The sequence below is a fragment of the Alteromonas confluentis genome, from assembly GCF_001757105.1.
In the GTDB taxonomy this organism is placed as follows: domain Bacteria; phylum Pseudomonadota; class Gammaproteobacteria; order Enterobacterales; family Alteromonadaceae; genus Alteromonas; species Alteromonas confluentis.
The window spans coordinates 127602-150621 of sequence record NZ_MDHN01000021.1; the positions used below are offsets into that span (position 1 = coordinate 127602).

17 protein-coding genes are annotated in these 23020 nt (G+C 48.2%); 13 read left to right on the forward strand and 4 right to left on the reverse strand.

Features of this window, described 5'->3' with window-relative positions; genetic code table 11:
- Positions 1-76: 76 nt before the first annotated feature.
- Positions 77-619 (reverse strand): hypothetical protein, encoded by a 543-nt coding sequence (locus tag BFC18_RS09450; protein ID WP_070125307.1) that lies wholly within the window; start codon positions 617-619, stop codon positions 77-79.
- 327 nt (positions 620-946) lie between these two features.
- Here BFC18_RS09450 and BFC18_RS09455 point away from each other — a divergent pair, with 327 nt between their 5' ends.
- The 3 genes from BFC18_RS09455 to BFC18_RS09465 all read left to right on the forward strand — a co-directional run bounded on the left by BFC18_RS09455 (position 947) and on the right by BFC18_RS09465 (position 4723).
- Positions 947-3052, forward strand: coding sequence for a TonB-dependent receptor (locus BFC18_RS09455; protein ID WP_083272996.1), 2106 nt, complete (start codon positions 947-949; stop codon positions 3050-3052).
- 85 nt (positions 3053-3137) lie between these two features.
- Positions 3138-4196, forward strand: coding sequence for a sensor histidine kinase (locus tag BFC18_RS09460; RefSeq protein ID WP_070125309.1), 1059 nt, complete (start codon positions 3138-3140; stop codon positions 4194-4196).
- Positions 4196-4723 carry a response regulator transcription factor gene (locus BFC18_RS09465; RefSeq protein WP_139138983.1) on the forward strand — a complete coding sequence of 176 codons (528 nt, stop codon included), beginning with the start codon at positions 4196-4198 and terminating at the stop codon, positions 4721-4723. The genes BFC18_RS09460 and BFC18_RS09465 overlap by 1 nt, the downstream gene beginning before the upstream one ends.
- A 28-nt stretch (positions 4724-4751) precedes the next feature.
- Here BFC18_RS09465 and BFC18_RS09470 read toward each other — a convergent pair whose 3' ends face one another.
- Positions 4752-7595 carry an ATP-binding protein gene (locus BFC18_RS09470; RefSeq protein ID WP_070125311.1) on the reverse strand — a complete coding sequence of 948 codons (2844 nt, stop codon included), beginning with the start codon at positions 7593-7595 and terminating at the stop codon, positions 4752-4754.
- A 216-nt stretch (positions 7596-7811) separates the two neighbouring features.
- On the opposite strand from BFC18_RS09470, the gene BFC18_RS09475 reads away from it, so the two are divergent.
- From BFC18_RS09475 to BFC18_RS09490, 4 genes are all read left to right on the forward strand, one after another.
- Positions 7812-8300: a GAF domain-containing protein gene (locus BFC18_RS09475; protein WP_245680365.1), complete on the forward strand. Its 489-nt coding sequence runs from the start codon at positions 7812-7814 to the stop codon at positions 8298-8300.
- Positions 8301-8711: 411 nt separating this feature from the next.
- The gene (locus tag BFC18_RS09480; RefSeq protein ID WP_139138984.1) at positions 8712-9098 is read left to right on the forward strand and encodes a hypothetical protein; all 387 of its coding nucleotides are present in this window, start codon (positions 8712-8714) and stop codon (positions 9096-9098) included.
- Between the two features lie 74 nt (positions 9099-9172).
- A complete protein-coding gene (locus BFC18_RS09485; protein ID WP_139138985.1) occupies positions 9173-11008 on the forward strand; it encodes a copper resistance system multicopper oxidase in 1836 nt (611 codons plus the stop codon).
- A complete protein-coding gene (locus BFC18_RS09490) occupies positions 11001-11753 on the forward strand; it encodes a copper resistance protein B (protein ID WP_245680366.1) in 753 nt (250 codons plus the stop codon). The genes BFC18_RS09485 and BFC18_RS09490 overlap by 8 nt, the downstream gene beginning before the upstream one ends.
- An 85-nt stretch (positions 11754-11838) precedes the next feature.
- Here BFC18_RS09490 and BFC18_RS09495 read toward each other — a convergent pair whose 3' ends face one another.
- The gene (locus BFC18_RS09495; protein WP_070125430.1) at positions 11839-13143 is read right to left on the reverse strand and encodes an OmpP1/FadL family transporter; all 1305 of its coding nucleotides are present in this window, start codon (positions 13141-13143) and stop codon (positions 11839-11841) included.
- A 207-nt stretch (positions 13144-13350) separates the two neighbouring features.
- Here BFC18_RS09495 and BFC18_RS09500 point away from each other — a divergent pair, with 207 nt between their 5' ends.
- The 6 genes from BFC18_RS09500 (at position 13351) to BFC18_RS09530 (ending at position 22706) form a co-directional block, all read left to right on the forward strand.
- Positions 13351-16062 (forward strand): M14 family zinc carboxypeptidase, encoded by a 2712-nt coding sequence (locus BFC18_RS09500; protein WP_070125313.1) that lies wholly within the window; start codon positions 13351-13353, stop codon positions 16060-16062.
- A 242-nt stretch (positions 16063-16304) separates the two neighbouring features.
- Entirely contained in the window at positions 16305-17678 is a 1374-nt protein-coding gene (locus BFC18_RS09505; protein ID WP_070125314.1) for an alkaline phosphatase PhoX, read from the forward strand.
- Between the two features lie 180 nt (positions 17679-17858).
- The gene (locus BFC18_RS09510; protein WP_070125315.1) at positions 17859-18851 is read left to right on the forward strand and encodes a patatin-like phospholipase family protein; all 993 of its coding nucleotides are present in this window, start codon (positions 17859-17861) and stop codon (positions 18849-18851) included.
- 89 nt (positions 18852-18940) lie between these two features.
- Positions 18941-20104, forward strand: a complete 1164-nt coding sequence (locus BFC18_RS09515) for an AGE family epimerase/isomerase (protein ID WP_070125316.1) — start codon at positions 18941-18943, stop codon at positions 20102-20104.
- A gap of 308 nt (positions 20105-20412) precedes the next feature.
- The gene (locus tag BFC18_RS09525) at positions 20413-22104 is read left to right on the forward strand and encodes a GMC oxidoreductase (protein ID WP_070125318.1); all 1692 of its coding nucleotides are present in this window, start codon (positions 20413-20415) and stop codon (positions 22102-22104) included.
- Positions 22104-22706 (forward strand): gluconate 2-dehydrogenase subunit 3 family protein, encoded by a 603-nt coding sequence (locus tag BFC18_RS09530; protein WP_070125319.1) that lies wholly within the window; start codon positions 22104-22106, stop codon positions 22704-22706. Before BFC18_RS09525 ends, BFC18_RS09530 begins: the two co-directional genes overlap by 1 nt.
- 159 nt (positions 22707-22865) lie before the next feature.
- On the opposite strand, the gene BFC18_RS22140 is transcribed toward BFC18_RS09530, so the two are convergent.
- Positions 22866-22988 (reverse strand): AsnC family protein, encoded by a 123-nt coding sequence (locus BFC18_RS22140; protein ID WP_083272998.1) that lies wholly within the window; start codon positions 22986-22988, stop codon positions 22866-22868.
- Between the last annotated feature and the right edge of the window lie 32 nt (positions 22989-23020).

A 23020-nucleotide genomic window follows, 5' to 3' on the forward strand; every position in this document is an offset into this window, starting at 1 on the left:
CGGAATGTCGGAAAAAAATGCACAACAACCGACGCACTGTGCATTTTTTGTGCAACCAAACTGCGCGCATCAACCACTATGATGCCAGGTGTGGAAAAGATTTACGCAGCCTGGTGCAAGCTTTGTCTCGTGAAATGAATTGAGCCAATGCCAGCAGCCGGTCGTCTCTAGGCCAAACGGCTTGGTTCAGTGTGTCTAAATCCGTGGCAGTGAGCCTCTCGGTGTTCAGCTTTAGGGCAATAGCTTTTTTGTTTGGTTTGATTAATGTGGGTTCGGCCGCAGTTACTAACGACGATGGAACACAAACAAACTCGCGCATCTGCGGGTCTCTCACCACACAAATTTGGTCTTCACACGACAGCATCGCCGGCCAACCTTCAGCAATACGGCTTTGGGCGAACATCGCCACTGAAAACGCAATGAGCACACCGAAAACGGTAAGTTGAAACACCTGACTCAAGTCGGGCGCCATTACCACAATAATTGCTACGACTACACAGAACACGCACCATGCCGCAAAAACGCGACGCATGGCTTTAGGGCTAATGCCGGAAAAAATAACCGCGTGTTTCAATTCTTCTTTACTGAACGTCTTTACAGAAACTTGATTCTCAGACACAACGAATTCCTACAGAATAAGTATATACAAAAAAGGTATATCCTATGTGTCATGATGACAACTAAACATTAGTATGACAATGAGAAATGACTCGATCATGACACTTCTTTCATACTTAGCAGCGTAATTGTCCAATTTTCATTCACTTCTTGCTTAAGCACTTCATTTTGAGCGAAAAACATACGGGGTGCGACAATATGTCGCATCGCTTTTTCATACCTAGTCGATACACTTCGGTCCAACTAAACCGGCACTCAATTTAAAGATTCACCATCGCCGGCGCTTCATCACAATTTAATCGTTCCCAAGTTAAAAGCAGGACTTGCCGTGAAATTATTGCCTTTTGCTGTGCTTTCCAGTGCCGGATTATTGAGTGTGTTAGCTCACGCCACTCCAGACGCTGTTGAAATTATTGAAGTCTCTTCTCATCCACTAAAACTGTATAACGATAAAACCCTCGCTGAACGCTTAGCCGATGCCGGTTTACAATTTTCCGCAGCAGGAGGAGTTTCCGCATTACCTGTCATGAATGGCATGATGGGAGATCGTATTCAATTACTCACAGATGGCGCCCCCATTACTGCAGCCTGTGGTAATCAGATGAATCCGCCGCTGTCTTATGTTTCAGCCAATCAGGTACACAACATCAGCGTTTTTCCCGGGGTGTCGTTAGTCAGTGAAGGCGGTGACAACATTGCCGGTGTTATCAACATTAGCACCTTCGAACCGGCCTTTTCAAACACAAGTAACTTTCAAGTTCAGGAAGCGGAACTTGGCTATTTCTTCCAAAGCAACGACAACGCACGTACCGTGTCAGCCAGCGCATTAGTTGCCAATGACACCTGGTACATACGCTACGCCGGCACCCGGGTATCGGCAGACAGCTACGAAGATGGCCGCGGAAATAAGGTTATCGATACACTTTACAAGTCTACCAACCATATCATTAATACCGGTTATCAGGATGATGAGCAACGACTACAAGTTAGTCTGACTCATCAGTCTATCCCTTATCAGGGCTTTCCTAATCAATACATGGATATGACAGATAACAGTAGTACCGGTTTTACTGCTTTATACCAACATCAGTTCAGCAATATTGCTCTGGACAGTACGCTGAGTCTGCGTCGAACTACCCATGAGATGGGTTTCTTCACGCCAGAGAAAACCGGCATGATGCCCATGAACACAGAAAGTGAAGACCTCACATTAAAGTTAAAATGGCTGCTCCCCGCATCAATGCAAGGTCAATGGGTATTCGGTCAAGAATGGTATCGCAATAATCTGGACGATTGGTGGCCCGCTGTTGAGAATTCTATGATGATGGGGCCGAACGATTACGTAAATATCAATGACGGTGAGCGAGAGCGACTGGCAGCCTTTGCTGAGTGGTCGTCTGCACATGAAAGCGATTGGCATTTGAGCGCTGGCGCACGGCTAGAATATGTCACCACCGATACCGGCGATGTACAGGCATACAACGACGGCAACATGATGGGAATGGGCTCCATGGGTGGAATGGGCGGTATGACTGCCATGCAGAGCCCAGATGCGGAAGCGGCGATGATGTTTAATATGTCTGACCGCGGACAATCTGACACCCTGATTGACGGGACTATTCAGGCAATGCGCGAATTAGAGAGCAATGGTCAACTGATATTCGGATTGGCGCGCAAAAATCGCGCGCCCAACCTTTACGAGCGATATACCTGGGGCCGCGGCGCAATGGCAACATCGATGATCGGTTGGTTTGGCGATGGCAATGGTTATGTAGGCGATATCGACCTAAACCCGGAAACGGCCCATACTGCTTCGATCACCTATTCTGTTCTCAACGGTGACTGGGCTGCTGAAATCAGCACCTGGTATAGCGATGTCAGCGATTATATTGATGTCGAAGTCATTGGCACCTTCAACCGCTCGGGCCTTACCTCCGGAGCACGTAATATTCTGCAGTTTAGCAATACCGATGCCCAACTCTACGGCGCCAGCGTAAAAGCGTCTCGGGTTTTAATAGACAGCACAAGTGGAAAACTCACGCTGAAAAACGCATTCCAGTGGCAGCGGGGAGAACGTGATGACGGCGGCGATTTATACCAAATTTTGCCAATGCAAAACACGCTCTCAGTAGAATATGTGCGCGATGCATTCTCATCATCGGTAAGCTGGCAGTGGGTTGGCAATAAAAACGATGTGGACTTAAGTCGTTTTGAAAACAGCACAGATGCCTATTCCGTTGTCGATGTGAACACCGCGTATACCTGGCAGTCATTCACCCTGCACTTTAATATCACTAATCTTTTCGACGAGTACTACCAAGCGCCGCTGGGTGGCGTGAACGTGGCGGAGTTCAGGCAAGACAACACCAATGGCTTTAATCAAATTGCTGGCCGAGGCCGTTCGTTTGATGCAGGCATTAGCTACAGCTTCTGATATTGTCAGTATTTGCCATTGTCGTGCAGCATTTCCTCGCCGCTGCACGTACAATGGCGCAACACCATTCGACAAATAACCCACTATGTTACTGCTATTATTCACACTGCTGGCTGGGAAAAAGCGGTTGCCTGTCTTGCCCGCTTTATTTTCAGTTCTGGCTGAAATTGGGCTGGGAAACTGGGTAATCGCCCTCCATGGTGGTGCTAGTAACCCTTATGCCATCCTTTTGCTGGTTCCCCTGGTCATTGGGCTTATTCAGCTACCCTTCCCTGCAGCATTCGTTGTATTAGTAGTCAGTATTGGCGGTCAGTTAAGCCAACTCTATCCAGAGAGCAGCCTGCATCACGGCGGCATGTTACAGCATGCCCGAAATATGATTTTTAGCTTTGTTGGCACCAGTTTATTCATCGCCGCCATTATCAGCTACTATCGATGGCAATTACGTGAGCGCAATGCTGCTATTTTGCAGTTAAGAGAAACCCAACTTCGCAATGAGCAATTACTTGCCATTGGTACTGCCGCAGCGCAATTAACCCACGATGCAGCCACGCCTGTGCAAACCATTAACCTGCTACTGGAGGAATGGCAAGAAGAACGTAATGATGCGTTAATTGACGAAATGAGCGGCCAAATCACGCGGCTGAATCAATTGCTGAGCAACTGGCGACAGGTTGCCGATGAAGTCAGAGAAGCGAAAATCACCGTGTATAGAACCGATGAGCTTATTAAGTCGCTGCGATACAGTTTGCAACTCGCGAGGCCCGAAGCCAGTATTGAATGGCAAAACGAAGTCGCCCAGGGGGTGCTTCGTGCAGACCGCACGCTACTACCAGCGCTGACGAATATCATTATTAACGCGTGGGAAGAAATTGCAGATGACGATACCCAACAAGCCTTGGTTCGCACTTCTGTAACAGATAAAACCTGGACCTTAGAAATTACCAATCCGGTTAAAAATCTGTCATCCGATTCTGTGCAACATTTAGGTCGTAAACTGGTTTTCAGCGACAAAGGGAATGGTGTGGCTAGTGTGATCACCAATGCAACGATTGAAAAATTCAATGGCCATGTGAATTGGGAAATTATGCACACAAAAGCTAACGCTGTGCTTAAAACGACTGTATTTTTACCGGTTCAATAATGAAGAAAACTGTTCTGATTATCGACGACGACGTGAGGCTGTCAGAAGTGTTGTCGCGCCGTTTTAAAGCCAAAACCGACTACCTTGTACACTGTTATTCGTCCGCGTCGGAAGCCTTGGCCCATGAACCCCAATCTGTGTTTGCGGTGTTTCTTGATATGATGCTGGAAGATGAAATTGGGCTCGACTTCATCACCCAATTGAAAACGCACTTTTCACCAGAGCACCTCATCATAATGACGGGATACGCCAGTATTCCCACTACTGTTCAGGCCATTAAAAAAGGGGCGACTGACTACCTTTCTAAACCCGTGACGTTTCAGGCGTTGCTTCAGCGCCTCGAAGGTGCACAGCCTAACCACGAGCAAACGGAACCCCACTTACCCATGACCCCTGCGCAAGCTGAATGGGAGCACATACAGCGGGCATTGCACGACAATAACAACAATATTTCGGCTACCGCGAAAGCACTAGGTATGCACAGGCGCACATTGCAACGAAAGTTACAGAAGTTGTCGCCTTCTTAACTTAACCGCCCTCTGCAAATACGAGCACCTAATCACGGTGCGTTATCCACTGATTTAGCACTCGAATCATCTCTTCCTGTCGAAACGGCTTACTTAAGTGATCATTCATGCCACAAGCCTTCGCTTTTCGCATATCTTCTACCATGGCTGCAGCGGTTAACGCCACAATGGGTGTGGTTATACCCGCATCGCGGATATGTCGTGTCGCCTCATAGCCATCCATTACTGGCATTTGAATATCCATTAGAATGAGATCGTAGGTGTTTTCTCGTACCGCAGAAACAGCCAACGCACCGTTGTCGGCGTAGCTTACCTGCAAGCCAATTTGACGTAATTGCTCACCAACAACCTCCTGATTGATTTGGTTGTCTTCTACCACCAAGATATGCCCGCTGGTAACGGCTTGTCCCTTGGCTGTTGCCGATTTTGATTGTTCCCGGTATTGCGCAACGTCTTGCTCTGAAGGTATGCCAAACGGCAACGAAACGGTAAAACAGGTGCCTTGGTTTTCTTCACTACTGACTTCAATTTTACCTTCCATAGCCGTCACCAGTCGGTGTGAGATAGCCATACCCAGCCCCGTGCCGCCATATTTACGACTGGTTGATGAATCCGCTTGCGTGAACGCATCAAACACCACTGACAACTGCGATGCTGACATACCAATGCCGGTATCTTCGACGGTAATGATTAACTCACTGGCAGATTCGCTTATCTTCTCTGCTCGGCATGTCATGGTGACACTGCCATGACGGGTAAATTTAATGGCATTGCTCAGCAGGTTCACTAGTACCTGACGCAGCCTGAGTGAATCACCCAGCATCCATGGTGTGAGCTTACCTTCAAAGCGGAAATTCAGCGCAATCCCTTTCGCTTTTGCTTGCTCTTCAAAGAGATCACGCAGTTGGCTGACAATATCTTTCAGCGAGAATACCCGATGTTCAAGTTGGAGTTTTTGGGCTTCAATTTTGGAGAAATCAAGAATGTCATTGATGATGGCGAGCAACAGTTCGCCTGAATGGCTTATCTTGGAAAATTTATCGCCGAAACTGGCTGGCGGATTTTGTGCTAGCCCAAGTCGGCTTAGCCCTAAAATGGCGTTCAGGGGCGTGCGGATTTCGTGGCTCATATTCGCTAAGAATTCACTTTTAGCGCGATTAGAACGCTGTGCTTCTTTCACAGCTTCTGCCTGCGCTTTTTCAGATTCGCGTAAGCGACTATTGGCCTCCGTTAAATCAAGAGTTCGACGCTCTACCTGAAATTCAATTTCATCCGTATGGCCCGCAACAATAATGATAAACCACCCTAATAAACCTGCGAAAAGCACGGTACCTGCAAGCAACAGGTGAACGCCCCAGGGCTGATAAAGAAACTGACTTTCACTGAGTTGCAGTAAAACCCACTGCCTCGCGCCAACCTGAATAATACGTTTTTCGAACAACGGATACTTTTCGGTTATCTGCTGGTCTACACCATCGCGAATTGCCGCCCACTGGCTAATCACCGCATTGGCTTCTTTCTCGCCGATATTATTTCGAAAAAGCGTCGCATTACCTTCTGTCACGTCGGGGTCGAAAACCAACACCGCACCATGTTCGAGAAGCGCACCCTCGAAAGCCGTTGCAATCATCGACTGCGCTTTTAGTACCCCTGTGGCGTAACCACCATGTTCAGATTCGGAGATTTGGCCAGCAGGCAAAAACAGCAAGACACCGGGCTCGGCGTAATCTCCCTGCACCAGATTAATTGGCACAGTAGGATAAAGAGAATCTGTGCGCCACGCGGCATTCAGCGCCTCACGTCGAGAAGCGTTTGAATACACGTCCAGACCAAGCGCTTCCACGTTAGTGGCAAGCGGCTCGATATACGACACAACAACATGGATACCATTGGCGCCGTCTTGAGTAGACGCAGCTAAGCTTTTAACGGCAAAATGGATGTCAGGGTCAAATGCGGAATACTGTTTCTGCATGGCTGATTCAAACGCAGCCAGCTCGCGTTCGCTTAAACGTTCATTCCAGGACAAGCCGTGTATAGCAGGGTTTCTTTTTAATAATTCGGTGACGAAGGTTCTGAATTCGGCGGGAGTCACTTGCTCCTGAATTCTTACAAAGCCTGCAATAGCCTGTAAAATATCGGACACACGAGCCAATTGCCCTGTTAGTGAACGTTCCAGCACATTCGCATTTACACCAAACTCAATACTGTGTTTCTGCTTTTCAGTGTTGGTGACTAAGTACCCCAACAGCGCAGAACATAACGTGACAGATATCAGTGAATAGAGAACGAAACGTGCCTTCGACACTCTGGCTGACAGTGTTTTTGGCAAGAATACGAGCAGCCAGGGCACAATAAAGATAATGCCGATGGCATCCCCCATGTACCAGCTAACCCAATTTTTGAAAAAGTCAGCATCGGAAATAATGCCCTGCGTCCAAAGAAAAATATTGCTGATCGTTGCATTGAAAAGTGGACTAATGATGCCGCCAAGCAAGATGAACTTAGCCACCGCACTGGCCCGATTAAAGTTAACCGAACGCGGGATGATTGCGCGAATAAGAAACCGGCCAACAAACGCCTGCAGTACAGCAAACGCCCCCATCGTTGATGACATAAGTATTGAGGGCTCTGCTTCGCTGTAATTCGTGGAAATACCGAAATTAAGCAGCGAAGCACCAATGAAGATACCTAAATAAGCGGGTGCCCCGAGCAATAAAGCGGCCAATAAGGCCACGCCGGCCGCAGGCCATACCGCCGTTGCATAGCCAGGCGGTATGGCGACCAACATGCTGATAGTGCCGAAAAGCAGATAGCCTGCCATCACAATTAAAACGGCAAATATTCGCTGTAAAAGAGGCGAAGTCTGAAACATCAAGGCTTCCATTCCTAAATGGAGTTATTTATCTCAATATAGCTTAGGTGACAATTAGTTATATGCATACTAACGACAGCGAAGATTACACGTAAGCCATGCAAGAATCATTAAAACTTCAAAAATCCATTCTTCATTACACAAACTTCATATAAAATACGCTAACCATTATTTAGCTAATTTAAATTATTAGTAACGTTTTTCTTAAAGGAATGTATGGATTATCCGCTGTTGCCCCATGAAGCAGAAAGATTGCGCGCGCTTGAAGAGCTAAATATTTTAGATACTGAGCCAGACGAACATTTAGATGCCATCACCAAATCCGCACAGGATTATTTTAACTGCAAAATATGCCTGATTAGTCTGGTAGCCGAAGATCGTCAATGGTTTAAATCCCGACAATGCTTAGACGCAACAGAAACACCGCGAAATGTATCGTTTTGTACATACGCGATTGCGGAAGAAGAATATCTTATCATTCCTGATGCGACTAAGGATTATCGGTTTGCGGGTAGCCCCCTGGTAAAAGGCGAACCATTTATACGCGCTTATGCAGGCATGATCCTCAAGTCTGTGCAAGGATATGAACTCGGCACACTGTGTGTCATTCATGACGAACCCAGAGAGTTTTCATCGCAGGATGTTGAAGTATTACGTGAGCTCGGTAAAAAAATCGAACTCGTGTTAAACAATCAGCGGCGCTAAACAGTTAGCGCCCGCTTTCATCAAATAAACATAACATTGTTTTCTATGCTCAAAAGCACCACGAGCGCCACGGCACAAAGATAAAGAATAGCGTCGGCATGTTCATGCTGCATGTCATGTCTACAAAGGCTTAATCTGTTTTTCATTTCTCTGTCCTACCAACCCATTGCCACCAAGCTATTTATCGCTCGGCGTTTGTTTTAAAAAAACAATTCAAAGGCAATAGTTCCTTGCTATACACACCCAACAAATTAACCAATATTTAACAAAAAATCACACACCGAAGCGAATTTAACTGCAATTCATTGTGTAAACTCAACGAAACATCTTGATACGCTTGCACTGCAAAAACTTTTCAAGGTACGCTAGCGCCTGAATCTTGATATATCGCTTTTGGAATTTTTTGCAGATATGAAAGCCTTGGCTGTTTACCTATTAATTGGCGTGATTGCTGTGCTGGTACAAAGCACGGTTTATGCTATGCCAATGCAGGCAAACATGATGAATCATAGCCATTCATCTGCAAGTGCCAATATGTCTGCGAGCGCGCACATGTCTGTGAGCGCCAATAGCGACGCGGGTGTAACTGCGATGACTATGTCGGCCCACGGCATGTCCGAAGAGTGCTGCCAACAAGATTGTCACTGTGATATGTCGCTTTGCCATGCCGGACTGGTGCTACCTGCGAGATTGGCTATCACCTTTAGCGTCGGTTTTACCGGGCAGACCATAGCGTCAACCTCACCGGCACTGGCAGCCTTCTCCAGCCCACCCTACAGACCCCCAATTCACATCTGATACAAACCTACGATTCAATACCGGATAAACGAAATGTCCGGAGAATGTTCTGTATCTGAAATGTGGATAAAATAATGAGTGAAACTAATTCTTCACGACGCCGTTTTCTGTGTGGCGCCGTGACTTCGCTGTCAGCCATGTCGCTGTACCAAGCTGCACCACGTTGGGCCCATGCCCAAGGAACCACAGGCGGTGTTGTGTCTAACCAACCCGTCGCGTTGCGTATTGATCAACGTCCGTTTAGCTTTAATGGAAGCAGTGCAAAAAGTATAACCATTAACGGGCAGATGCCTGGGCCGTTGTTACGCTTCACTGAGGGTCAACGGGCGGTGATAGACGTAACCAACAACCTGCAGGAAGACACCTCCATTCACTGGCACGGTATCATTCTTCCTGCCAATATGGATGGGGTACCGGGTTTATCCTTTGCAGGTATTCGTCCAGGTCAAACTTTCCGCTATGAATTTGATATCAACCAAAGTGGCACTTACTGGTATCACAGCCATTCCGGCTTACAGGAGCAAATTGGTCACTTAGGGCCACTGGTTATCACACCAGCTGACGGAGATATTGGTGCCGACCGCGAACATACGATTTTGTTATCTGACTGGTCGTTTGAAGATCCACACGATATTTTCCGCAACCTGAAGGTATCAGAAGGCTACTTTAACTATCAAAAACGAACTATTTTCGACACCTTGAAAGACGTGGAAGAAAAGGGCTTGATGGACACCTGGCAAGTGCGCAAGATGTGGAACGACATGCGCATGGACCCACGTGACATCGCTGATGTGTCCGCCAGCGTGTATACCTATCTGATGAACGGCCGTGACTCCGTGATGAACTGGGAAGCGTTATTTAAGCCAGGCGAAAAAATCAGGCTCCGATTGGTGAATGGCTCTGCCATGACGTATTTCGACTTCCGCATTCCGGGTCTAACCATGACCGTGGTTGCCGCCGATGGCCAACCCGTAAAACCCGTTGCCGTTGAAGAACTACGTATCGCTATTGCCGAAAGTTACGACGTTATCGTTGAACCGGTTGGAAACCAAGCCTACACCCTGTTCGCCGAAAGTATGGACCGAAGTGGCTTTGTACGCGGAACCTTAACACCCAAAGCGGGGCTGACTGCCGCAATTCCGCCGCGACGCACCATCACCGAACGGGGAATGGATGCGATGAGCATGGATCATGAAGGCATGGACCATGGCAGTAAAGATCATAGCAAAATGAATCATGACATGCCGGCTATGGATCACAGCAAAATGAATCATGACATGCCGTCCGTGGATCACAGCAAAATGAATCACGATATGCCCTCAATGGCGCATAGCGGACATATGCCACTAAAAGTACCGGTAAACGATATTCCCATTCATCACGACGAAGATGGCCATGGGCCTGGCGCAGCCATGATTGCGGCTAATCCCCGGTCGCGTTTAGATGAACCTGGGTTAGGATTGGAAAACAATGGTCGCCGGGTATTGGTTTATCAGGATTTAGTGGGGGCACAGAGTTGGGGCGACGAACGTGAGCCCACACGCAATCTCGAATTACATCTTACCGGTAATATGCAGCGCTATATGTGGTCTTTCGATGGCGTGAAATTCAGTGAAGTTGATGGGCCAATTCACTTTACCCACGGCGAGCGTCTGCGGCTTATTTTGGTGAATGACACGATGATGGACCACCCCATTCATTTGCATGGCATGTGGATGGAACTGGAAAATGGCCAGTCACCGCGACCACGAAAACATACCATCAGCGTCAAACCTGCGGAAAAAGTGTCACTTCTGATCACCGCCGATGCCATGGGTGAATGGGCTTTCCACTGCCACCTGCTCTACCATATGGATGCAGGCATGTTTCGTGTCGTGAAAGTCAGTCACGGAGGGCATCATCATGAATAAACTGATGAAGATGTCACTGTTCGCCGCTGCCGTTTCTTCATCGTTAGCGGCTTACGCCGAAACAGACAAGTCTGACTGGCCCTCTCCTATGAGCGAAATGTTTTTCGGCCAGGTTATGTTCGATAGACTGGAAGTCACGCGGAACGATAACCAGGAAAATGTTTTTACCTGGGATACCACAGCCTGGTACGGCGGCGATTATCATCGCATTGTGCTGAGAACCGAAGGTGAAAATCAACAAAACGACGGCGCGCCTACCGATTTGGAGCGAACTGATGTTAGCTATAGCTATTTACTTTCAACATTCTGGTCGGTACAGGCGGGTTTAGGAGTCAAAGGTGAACTGTCGTCTGACAATGACTTAGAGCATTATGCGGTGTTCAGTCTTACCGGACTCGCGCCTTATTATTTTGAAGTTGATTCTTCATTATTAATTAATGAGCAAGGTGATGTGCAGTGGCTGAATGAAGTGGAATACGACTTCCTGCTCACACAAACCAGTTACCTTCAGCCTCGCCTTAGCGTGAATACCAACATCACAGATTCAACCCGTTTTGGACGCGAAGCAGGCGTGGAATCGATTCGGGTAGGCTTACGCTATCGACAAGAAATTGTGCGAGAGTTTGCCCCGTACCTGGGTGTTTACTGGCAAAAGCAACTGGGACAAACGGCGAACAGTGCGCAAAGACTGGGTGAAGACACTTCGGAATTTGGTGTAATTGCCGGCGTCAGAATGTGGTTCTGAATTTGACATAAAAGAAACGGGGCGCACTTTTTCACCGTTACGTGAAAATAGTGCGCCCCGTTTTGTTTTGTTGTTAGCGCAATACTCAGAAGCGAGTGTTGATCTGCACGCTCAGGATATGGGCTTTAGCATGCTCTGTCGCGGTTAAATTGGTCACTACGGGGCCGATAGCGCGCTGTTGCTCCACATTGGCCTCGCGACCTTTAATGTATACATACGCAGCATCAATGCTTGTGTCTTTGGTGAGAGAATAGGTTGCACCTGCACTTACCCAGTGACGGTCGGTGTCAGGGATACTTAATGAACGGTGTGCACGACTTACCGCACCATCATCGTAGGCATAACCCGCTCGCAGTGTCAGTTCATCATTCATGATATACGTTACCCCGGCACTCAAGCGCCAGGTATCTTCAAAATCTTCCTGCTTCAGCAATAAATCGTAGCCGCTGTCCAGATTCGCTTCGAGTTTGTCAAACGTACTCCAGTCAGTGTAATTCACACTTGCCTGTACAGACCATTTCTCATCCAGCTTTTGATCAACGGCTAATTCAGTGATCGCGGCAAAATTCAAATCAAGACTACCACCTTGATTGTACAGGGTACCAAGGTCAGGATTTAACACGCCAAGATCAGAGTAGATATTCCCTTCAAGCGTTAACTGAGTTTCAGCGCGATAGCTCAGCGCGACAGAAGTTGCCTCAGACGGCGTCCAGAACGCGCCCACGTTCCAACCAAAACCTACGTCGTCACCCGACATTTCTACCATGGTGAGGTTACCCAGCGCAGGGTTACCCAAGTAAGGCGCCACGCCTTGAGGAATAGACGTGCTTATCTTGGCATCTGCATAGGTAATGTTAAGGCCAAGGCCTAAACTCAGCGTATCAGAAAGCTTATAGGCAACCGCAGGGTTCACGGTAATAGAAGTGATTTCTGCTTCGTCAGCAAAGTTCAGCGCGTTGTAGCTATCGCTATAATCTGTCGCCAGACCATAGTTGGAAAAGAGACCTAAGCCCCACGACCACTGTTCATTAACCGGGCTGGTATAAAATAATGACGGAATAACTGCTGATTTAGCCACATCTTCTTCGCTTGCGTCTAACGTAACCGGTCCTACTGCGGTGGTAGCGGTAGACTCACCACGAATATCAACTTCTGGGTTTAAATAGCTGATTTGAGCACTGAATTCAGATTTATCAAATGCAGTAATTGCCGCAGGGTTAGTAGCCAGAATGCTGGCATTTTCGGGCTTGGCGGCTTGTCCGGCCATGGCGCGACCCAGACCGTTAGCACTGTGCTCATTTACCTGAAAACCCGCAGCCAGTGCCGAAGAAGAAAATAGACCGGCCAAGGTAAGCGCGAGAGAAGAACGTACAAAATAACGATGTGTCATGAATGTCTCACGGTTGTTAAAAAAATGGGTCGGCATCCTACTGGTTCGACCTGCAGGCTTCAACTTAAATTATGACAAGTGCGCATTTTTACGACGAATAACAGTAATTTGAATGCGATAAAGCTTCGATATGGGGTGATTAGCGAATTGTTGAGCTGATTTATTCCTTGCTAAACTGGCTCTACCATAAGAAAAAAGACACACACTATGACAATTAAAAAACTCTTTACTGTATCAGCGTTGGCCACCGCGCTAATGCTAGCGCCCGCGACCATGGCTGCGCCTTATTCTGATACGCCCGACACACAACGACAGATGTGGCCGGGCGCAACCTATAAGCAATCTATCCCCTCGGTAAAAGACGTATTGGGTTATAACACCGGCGACCGCATTACGTCGCACCCTGATATGTTGCGTTATTTCGAAGCCTTGGCTGAGGCGGCCCCTAACCAGGTAAAACTGGTTAAATATGCGCAAACCTGGGAAGGCCGCGACTTAATTTATGTGGCCATTGGCTCGCCTGAGCACATTGCCAATCTAGACGCCTTTTCAGAGAACATGAACCGTTTGGCTGACCCACGTGAAACGTCTAAAGCGGACGCGAAAAAGCTGATTCAGTCTACCCCGTCTTCAGTATGGTTAGAGCACAGCGTACACGGTAATGAAATTAGCAGTACCGATGCTGCCATGATGACAGCCTACCACTTACTTGCCGCCCAGAATGATCCCTTAGTAAACAAGGTCATGGACAACACCCTGGTGTTCATCGATCCGCTGCAAAACCCGGATGGTCGCAGCCGCTTCATTGCTAATTACTATTCCATGGTGGGTTTAGAAGACAGTGCAGATCGACTGAGTGTTGATCAGAACGAGCCCTGGCCTCGTGGTCGAAGCAATCACTATTTGTTTGATATGAACCGCGACTGGCTTGCCATTACCCAGCCAGAAACCGCTGGCCGTATCGACGCACTGAATCACTACAAACCTACCATCGTAATTGACTTACATGAAATGGGCGGCGATTCGAGCTATTTCTTCGTACCTTCTGCCAGCCCTATTAACCCGCACATGCAGAAGGCGCAGTTAGATAACAATGATTTAATTGGCAGAAACAACGCCAAGCACTTCGATCGTTTTGGTTTCGACTATTTTACCCGTGAAGTCTACGACGCTTTCTATCCAGGCTATGGGGACAGCTGGCCAACGTTTTATGGTGCATCAGCGGCAACTTATGAAGTTGCCTCCACCCGCGGCATGGCCTATCGCACCACCGATGGCCATGTTGCCTTATTCCGCGAGCCGGTTCAGAAACACTTTGTCGCCTCTATGGCTACTCTGGAGACCGCGGCAGATAACCGGGAAAAGATCCTTGGCGATTTTTACCAGTATTCGGTGAATGCCATCGACATGGGTAAAAAAGATGACGAGCGCACCTTTATTATTCCCGCTACCACCGACCGTGCAGGCAGTCACCGTCTTGCAACATTGATGGCACAACATGGCGTAGAAGTGACGCAGGCATCTGAAGCATTTAAAGCCTGTGGTAATCGCTACAGCGAAGGTGCCTACATTATCGATACTGCGCAGCCACGTGGCCGCTTTGTGAAAACCACCTTCACTCAGCAGGTTGATATGTCTGCAGACTTCATCAAAGAGCAAGAGCGTCGTCGTGGTCGCAAGCTTCGTGACCAGATATATGATGTCACCGCCTGGTCATTGCCGCTGTTGTTCAATATCGAAACCGTCAGTTGTGACGATGGCTTATCGGTAAAAGGTTCGCTGGTTGCAGCCGACGACAAATTAAAAGGCAACGTTGAAAACGCGGATGCGTCTGTTGCTTATATTGTACCCTGGGGCGATGCCGCCGCTGGACGCTTCCTAACAGCAGCGTTGCGTGAAGGTATTCACCTGAAAAGCGCTGACGAAGCGTTTACCCTGGATGACAAGCGCGCATTTCCTGCCGGGTCACTGATTATTGAAGTGAAAGCCAACGATGGCGATATTCAGCAGCGTATAGAAGGCATTGCTGCGGATACCGGTGCACTGGTGACCGGCGTCGACACAAGCTGGGTAGTCGATGGCCCGAGCTTTGGCAGCCGCGGCACGCCGCGCATGGTGGCACCGAAAATAGCAATGGCGTGGGATAGCCCCACCAGTTCGTTGAGTGCGGGTAGCACCCGTTTTATTCTCGAACGCCAGTTTAACTACCCGGTTACCGCTATTCGCAGCGACATGCTGGCCAGCCGCAACCTGAACCATTATCAAGTCATTATTCTGCCTTCCGGTTTTTATCAAGGCGCGCTGGGCGAACGAGGCGCCGCAAATCTGAAATCCTGGGTTAATCAAGGCGGTGTACTCATTACCCTTGGTTCAGCTACCGCTTTCGTGGCGGGTTCTGAAGCGGGTTTACTGGATGCCAGTATGGAATATGCGCTGAATCAGGATGGCATGAGCCCGGACGAAACCGCAGACCATCGCGGTCACGTGGACGGTTCTCTCATTAAGGATAAATCTCACCTTATTCAGCGCATTGAAAATGAAAAGCGATCACCAGACTATGTAGCCGGTGCATTAGCCAATGTGGAAGTTGATCAAGAGCACTGGCTAACAGCGGGTGTGAACCCCAATGTAGTGAGCATGGTGGTGGGTAACGACATCTATGCACCTATTAAATTAGATGCAGGCAAAAACCTGGCCTGGTTTAAAGGAGGCGATGAGTTACTGGCATCGGGTTACTTGTGGAAAGAAAATCAAAAGCAGATGGCCTACAAGCCCTACCTGATGTATCAACCTTCAGGCAATGGCATGGTTATCAGCTTTACCCAAGACCCATCCAGCCGGGCATTTATGGACGGCCTGAATGTGATGATGCTAAATGCGGTATTCCGTGGCGCGGCACACGCAACACCTTACCGTTAATCCCGAAGCACTGTGATGATTGGGAAGACTACCCAAAACCGGAGAACGAACCGTGACGGAAAACGGCAGTGCAAAATGGAGCAAGACTGACACTCGTCGGGTTTTCCGTTTCACTCAACCCGGTTTAATGTAAACGTCACAGACGACTGTTAATTAAAGAGGTATTGTTACAATATAACAATATCTCTTTTTTATTTTGTTCTGCTTTTTGAAGCGGATTAATCACCACAAAGAAAAACAATATGATTTCACGTCGACAATTTACCTTTGGAATGGTTGCTTTGTCAGCCGGAAGTACCGCTTTCAGTGGTCTTGCAAATGCCACCGGGGCTTATGGAAAAGGCAGCCTTAAGACCGCCGCAGGGTTTGGTAAACTTATGCCAGATCCAAAAGGCTTACTAGACCTGCCCGAAGGATTTAGCTACCAAATTATCTCTGAGCTGGGTGACCCCATGAACGACGGGCTGCATGTGCCAGATAAAGCTGATGGAATGGGCTGTTTCCGGGTTGATGACCATCGCGTTGTGCTGGTACGTAACCATGAGCTCAAACCCGGCGATCTCGCCAAGCAGCATACAAGCATTGCCTCGCACAAAACCACCCAGGCCTTTGATACCAACGCTGCGGGAACTGCCCTACCTGGTGGCACCAGTAACATTGTGTACAACATGGTTAGCGGTGAAGTTGAAAATCAGTTTATTAGCCTTTGTGGCACCATTCGAAACTGTTCTGGTGGTATTACGCCATGGAATACCTGGTTAACCTGCGAAGAAAGTGTGGCTGTACCCTCCGTAGAAAACAGCAAGTCACATGGTTGGGTATTTGAAGTCCCGGCTTCTGCAGAGCAGTTGGTTGCGCCAGAGCCGCTTAAAGCCATGGGCCGCTTTAATCACGAAGCGGCAGCAGTTGACCCGAAATCCGGCATTGTCTATATGACGGAAGACCGTGGCGACAGCTTGTTCTACCGCTTCATCCCAACTGTGGCAGGTAAACTCGCTGAAGGTGGACGCTTACAAGCGTTGGTCATTAAGGGGAGTAAGCAGTTTGATAGCCGAAACTGGGCCGATGTCAAAATGCCTGCAGCCCAATGGTTTGATGCCGAATGGATTGATTTGGAAAATCCGGAAAGCCCGGAAGATGATTTGCGTCAACGGGGCTACGCGGATGGCGCTGCATTATTTGCCCGGGGCGAAGGTATTCACTGGGGCGATGGTGAACTTTATTTTTGCTGTACCAATGGTGGCAATAAACAGCTTGGTCAGATCATGCGTTATCAACCCTCAACGGTTGAAGGCACGGAAGGTGAAAAAGCCAATCCGGGCCGGATTCAGCTATTTTTAGAAAGCACAGATAAAGCCCTGTTCAATTTTGGTGACAACCTAACCGTGGCCCCGTTTGGCGACCTCATTGTGTGTGAAGATCAATACACCGATATCGTCGACAATCATCTTCGGGGCGTCACACCTGAAGGCAGGGTGTACAACTTCGCTAAATTACGGGCCCAAACGGAACTGGCAGGGGCTTGTTTCTCCCCTGATGGCAGCACCTTATTCGTTAATTTGTATGCCCCGGCGAAAACCCTCGCAATAACCGGCCCTTGGTCGGTGAGAAGCTAAAATTCCCCCCTATCCCGCCAATGTCGGCAGGTGTTTTTGAATAAAAATAACACCTGTCGACAACGACATGCGCCGCAAACAGATTAATTTTCAAACAAATTACTACTCCAATTCCGATTTCCTTCGTATAGTTACAATGAAAATGCTGCAAAGCAGCAAAAATTTGACGAGGGAAGCCAAATGAAACCACTTACCATCAACTTGGCATTGCAAGGTGGCGGCGCGCATGGTGCATTTACCTGGGGTGTATTATCTCGACTTCTCGATGAGCAGTGGCTGAGCTTCGAGGGAGTGAGCGGCACCAGCGCAGGTGCAATGAATGCGGTAATGCTGGCGGAAGGCTGGCGGAAAGGCGGGCGTCAGGGTGCAAAAGACCAATTGCGCGATTTCTGGCATGCCATTGCAGAAAAAGGCATTAAAATGCCAGTGCCTAATTTTATTGAGCAGTCAGTCAACAAGCTCTTTATGAGCATGTTTGAACAATTTTCCCCGTATGACATTAACGTGCTTGATATTAATCCGCTAAAAGATGTGCTCGTCGACCTGGTCGATTTTAAAGCGCTGCAGCTTGCCTGCCCGCACTCGCTGTTTATTGCTGCTACTGAAGTAACCACCGGAAAACTGGAATTATTTCGCGAACAAGAGTTAACCGTTGAACATGTATTGGCCTCCGCGTGTTTACCGAATCTCTATAAAGCCGTAGAAATTCACAATAAACACTACTGGGATGGTGGCTATTCTGGTAATCCTGCGGTATATCCGCTAATTCACGATTGTGAAGCAGAAGACGTGTTAATTGTGCTGCTGCAGCCCTTGCAGCGCACCGTTTTGCCACAAAAAACCGCGCAAATTAAAGATCGGGTGAACGAACTTACCTTTCATTGTGCGTTTCTGCGAGAAATGCGAGGTATCCTCGATGTGAAAATGTCATCACAACGCTGGGGCTTGGTATCTGGCGAGTTCGAGAAAAAAATACGTCAGATGCATACGCACCTTATCGAAAACGAAGAACTTATGAATTCGCTTGACCAATTTAGTAAGTACAATAGCTCAAGTGAGTTTCTTCAATGTTTATATGACGAAGGCGTTGCCACAGCTGAACATTGGCTTGAGACCAATAGCGGCGATCTCGGCAAGCGAGACAGTTGCGATGTCGTGGGTTTGTTTAGTTAGTATAGAAAACGAAAAGACTACCCTCACCCGCCGTTGATGATTACAATATCAGCTCAGATTTTTCAGATAGTACCCGGCAGGAGTAGTCCATGGACACGGTCAAACGTGAATTTCAGCAAGCTTTTCAACGCTTTGATCGCTGGCTCTCGCAGGAGCTCTTGCCAAAATGGACAACACTCGGTTTTGCCGATAGTGGTGCTGCATTAGAGCGTTTTAACGCGCAAGGCCAGCCAGACTGGCAGGCAGATAAACGTTTGCGGGTACAAGCCAGACAGCTATTTACGTTGTCGTACAGCTACAAAAATGGTCTGATACCTGAGGCAAAAGCGTTAGCCGCTGGGGTAAATCGTTTTATAGACACAGTGTGTCAAGACAGCCTACCCGGCTATTACCCTATGTCGTTAGATGCATCTGACAACATCAAAAACGCGCACGCCGACCTCTATGACATCGCCTTTTTCTTTCTCGCCTTTGCCTGGCAAAAATCTGCTTTTAATGACGACAGCGCACTTGAAAAAGCCCGCGCTCTGGCCTTGCACATTAACGATGTATTAGCCAGTGAACATGGGGGCTGGTTAGAAGGCACTTACATTCATGACGTGCGTTGTCAAAATCCGCACATGCACTTGTTCGAAGCATTTCTGGAACTGTACGCGGCAAGTCGAGATACGTTTTGGCTAGACATGTCTGCGAGCATTTACACGTTATTTGAAAAACACTTTTACGACGCCCAACATGGCGTGTTGCTCGAATTTTTCACCGTGGACTGGCAACCCTGCCCAGATAAAGGCACCGTTGTGGAACCGGGTCATATGATGGAATGGGTGTGGTTATTAAATCAGTATCAACGCCACAGTGGCATCAGCACGCAGCATTATCAGCAAACGCTTTACACCAACGCCCGTCAAATGGGTCTACCAGACGGTTATCGCTGGCTGGCAGATACTGTAACCCCTCAGGGAGAAGTGGTTTCTGAAACTTTTAAAAGTTGGCCGATGACAGAATGGATTAAAGCTGCTCTGGTCATGCGGGATCACGCCGACGCCTCCACCAGCAATCACTACATTTCTGATGCCACATTTGCCATTAACCAACTTATAGACGGCTTTTCCCACCCAACGCTACCGGCTCATTATACGTATGTGATTGCCGCCGACGGCACGCCGGTGGAAGCAATGATGCCAGCAAGTACCTTGTATCACTTATGTATGGCACACCAAGAAGCCCGCTCACTTTACAGTGAGCTGGTCTGACACCGAGAGCCAGAAAAGCAAATTTAACAATGACGCACTGTTTAGTCTCGATGGCTTTATCGCAGCAAAACAAGGCCATATGCCACATGCGAGTAAGCGCTTTCATAAAAATTTATTCTTAACCGCCCTCTTTATACAAATTATTAATGACATCGATGACATTAATACATTATAGTGTTATTAAATTTACTTTTTGTTAACTCCGTTGATTGAAATTCCGGACGATCCGGTTAAGGTCAATCCACCATTCGGCTCACCACAACTCTTTGAGAGACGGCCGGAAAACAAAAACAGCAACAGGGGCGAAAATGTCTAAGAATACCTACGATGCTATCGTTATAGGCTCTGGGATCAGTGGCGGCTGGGCCGCCAAAGAGCTCACCGAAAAAGGTCTGAAAGTATTGATGCTTGAACGTGGTCAAAATGTTGAGCACGTTAAAGACTACACCAACATGACCAAAAACCTATGGGACTACCCTCACCACGGTCGTCCAAGTCTGGAACAGTTAGCTGCTGAACCCAACATGGCCCGCGGTAAAGGTTATCCTTTCAATGAACCGACTATGGGGGCATGGGCCAGCGCGAGTACTTCTCCTTACGTTGAAAAAGAGCCGTTCCAATGGTTCCGTGCTTATCAGGTAGGTGGCCGTTCATTGCTGTGGGGTCGTCAGTCTTACCGCCTTAACCCTGAAGATTTTATGGCTAATGGCAAAGAAGGCGTTGGTGTAGATTGGCCAATTCGTTATGAAGACGTGGCCCCCTGGTATTCTTATGTTGAAAAGTTTGCTGGTATTTCAGGAAGTCGTGACGGTCTGGACGTATTACCAGACGGCGAGTTCCTACCTGCTTTCGCATTCAACGCCGTAGAAAAAGACTTACAAGCACGCCTGAAAAAGCAATACAAAGGCGAGCGTCACATTATCATGGGCCGTACTGCGCATATTACCGAACAGCGCCCAGAACAAGGTCGAGTAAAATGTCAGCACCGTGATAAGTGCTGGACGGGTTGTCCATTCGGCGGTTACTTCAGTACTCAGTCGGCTACCCTGCCCGCAGCGCTGAAAACCGGTAACCTGACACTGCGCCCTCTGTCTATTGTAAAAGAACTGATTTACGACAAAGACACCAAACGCGTAACCGGCGTTGAAATTGTTGATTCAGAAACCGGCCTTACCGAAGTGTTCCACAGCAAAATTGTGTTCTTGAATGCATCAGCACTGAACTCAGCGTGGTTGCTAATGAACTCTGCACGCGACGTGTGGGACAACGGTTTGGGTTCAAGCTCTGGTGAACTGGGCCACAACGTGATGGATCACCATTACATGCTTGGCGGTATGGCTGAAGTACCAGGGCATCTCGACAAGTATATTTATGGTCGCCGCCCTACCGGTTTCTATATTCCTCGCTTTGCTAACTGGGGTAACGACAAACGTGACTTCCTGCGTGGCTTCGGCTTCCAGGGTAATGCCTCTCGTTCAGGCTTCAGTCGCGATGCCAGTGGAATGGGTATTGGTGCAGGTTTGAAAGACGGCCTGAGTGAGCCAGGTCCGTGGAGCGTGTCGACAGTAGGCTTCGGTGAAATTCTGCCAGATCACAGAAACAAAGTGAGCCTCAACCATGACGTGAAAGACGCGTGGGGACTGCCGGTACTGGAAATGGACGCGAAAATTCGCGACAACGAATTGAAAATGCGTAAGGCAATGAAAGAAGACATCGTTGAGATGTTCGACAGCATTGGTCTTAAGAACGCCACCGCCTGGGAAACCACTTACCATATGGGTAAAGGTATTCATGAAATGGGTACTGCTCGCATGGGCCGCGATCCGAAAACCTCTGTGCTCAACAAGCACAACCAGGTGTGGGATGCACCCAACGTATTTGTGACAGATGGCGCTTGTATGACATCGTCTTCATGCGTAAACCCATCACTGACTTACATGGCATTGACAGCCCGCGCCGCTGACTTTGCAGTAGAAGAACTGAAGCGGGGGAACCTATAATGGAACGTCGTGCACTATTAAAACTGATTGCTACCGCTACCGGTGCTGGGCTGGTTTGCTCTCCGGCCATGGCCGTATGGGAAGAACAAGCCCCGCTAACTACCGTTGCGCAATCCGGACTTTCTGATGCCACCGTGGCATTAATCACCGAACTGTGTGAAACCGTTCTGCCTCGCACTGACACGCCGGGAGCGAAAGATGCCGGGCTGCCTACTTTCTTCATTGGTATGATGCGTGAGGGCTACACTGCCGAACAGCAAAAACTGATGGAGGCTGGCTTTGCAGATGTCGATGCCCGCGCTAAAAATCAGTACGGAAAACTGTTTGTTAGCCTGAATAATAAGCAAAAAACCGAACTCGCTTCAGCGCTAGATACCGAAGCGCTTGCCTTTAACAATGGCGAGAGCACAGGTTGGGATGGCAGCGATTATGAAGGGTTACCACATTATTTCACGCTGTACAAACAGCTGATGATTTTCGGTTTCTTCACTTCAAAAGTCGGCGGTACGCAGGTACTGCGTCACGTGGATATTCCCGGTGACTACCGCGATATCGAATACAAAAAAGGCGATAAAGCCTGGATGACGGTGTGGCCACTTTAAGTCTTACCCGCCAAGGTTAACGCAGATAAAACGGGAGTTTTTCACTCCCGTTTTTTATTCTCTAAAAGTAAACCCACCAGCCCGAACGCTGACATCAGTCAGTTTTAAGGGTGACGCCTTTCTCTGGCAACGGTAAAGCCGTTTTGTAGCGAACTTGCTTCAGGGCAAAACTCGAACGAATACTCGATACACAAGGAATTTTGCTAATTCGGCGTGAGTGATACGAGCGTTGTCTTGCAATGCGCTCAAGATCTTTATATCTGTCTTATCGAGACTTACCATTATATTTTCTTCTAAAACCACAATTTAAAGAA

Bases quoted from the DNA above. Each gene is read 5' to 3' on its own strand.
- BFC18_RS09490 (WP_245680366.1), top strand. From the start codon at position 11,001: ATGAATAAACTGATGAAGATGTCACTGTTCGCCGCTGCCGTTTCTTCA.
- BFC18_RS09465 (WP_139138983.1), top strand. From the start codon at position 4,196: ATGAAGAAAACTGTTCTGATTATCGACGACGACGTGAGGCTGTCAGAA.
- BFC18_RS09480 (WP_139138984.1), top strand. From the start codon at position 8,712: ATGAAAGCCTTGGCTGTTTACCTATTAATTGGCGTGATTGCTGTGCTG.
- BFC18_RS09460 (WP_070125309.1), top strand. From the start codon at position 3,138: ATGTTACTGCTATTATTCACACTGCTGGCTGGGAAAAAGCGGTTGCCT.
- BFC18_RS09515 (WP_070125316.1), top strand. From the start codon at position 18,941: ATGGACACGGTCAAACGTGAATTTCAGCAAGCTTTTCAACGCTTTGAT.
- BFC18_RS09495 (WP_070125430.1), bottom strand. From the start codon at position 13,143: ATGACACATCGTTATTTTGTACGTTCTTCTCTCGCGCTTACCTTGGCC.
- BFC18_RS09485 (WP_139138985.1), top strand. From the start codon at position 9,173: ATGAGTGAAACTAATTCTTCACGACGCCGTTTTCTGTGTGGCGCCGTG.
- BFC18_RS09510 (WP_070125315.1), top strand. From the start codon at position 17,859: ATGAAACCACTTACCATCAACTTGGCATTGCAAGGTGGCGGCGCGCAT.
- BFC18_RS09530 (WP_070125319.1), top strand. From the start codon at position 22,104: ATGGAACGTCGTGCACTATTAAAACTGATTGCTACCGCTACCGGTGCT.
- BFC18_RS09500 (WP_070125313.1), top strand. From the start codon at position 13,351: ATGACAATTAAAAAACTCTTTACTGTATCAGCGTTGGCCACCGCGCTA.
- BFC18_RS09470 (WP_070125311.1), bottom strand. From the start codon at position 7,595: ATGTTTCAGACTTCGCCTCTTTTACAGCGAATATTTGCCGTTTTAATT.
- BFC18_RS09475 (WP_245680365.1), top strand. From the start codon at position 7,812: ATGGATTATCCGCTGTTGCCCCATGAAGCAGAAAGATTGCGCGCGCTT.
- BFC18_RS09505 (WP_070125314.1), top strand. From the start codon at position 16,305: ATGATTTCACGTCGACAATTTACCTTTGGAATGGTTGCTTTGTCAGCC.
- BFC18_RS22140 (WP_083272998.1), bottom strand. From the start codon at position 22,988: ATGGTAAGTCTCGATAAGACAGATATAAAGATCTTGAGCGCATTGCAA.
- BFC18_RS09525 (WP_070125318.1), top strand. From the start codon at position 20,413: ATGTCTAAGAATACCTACGATGCTATCGTTATAGGCTCTGGGATCAGT.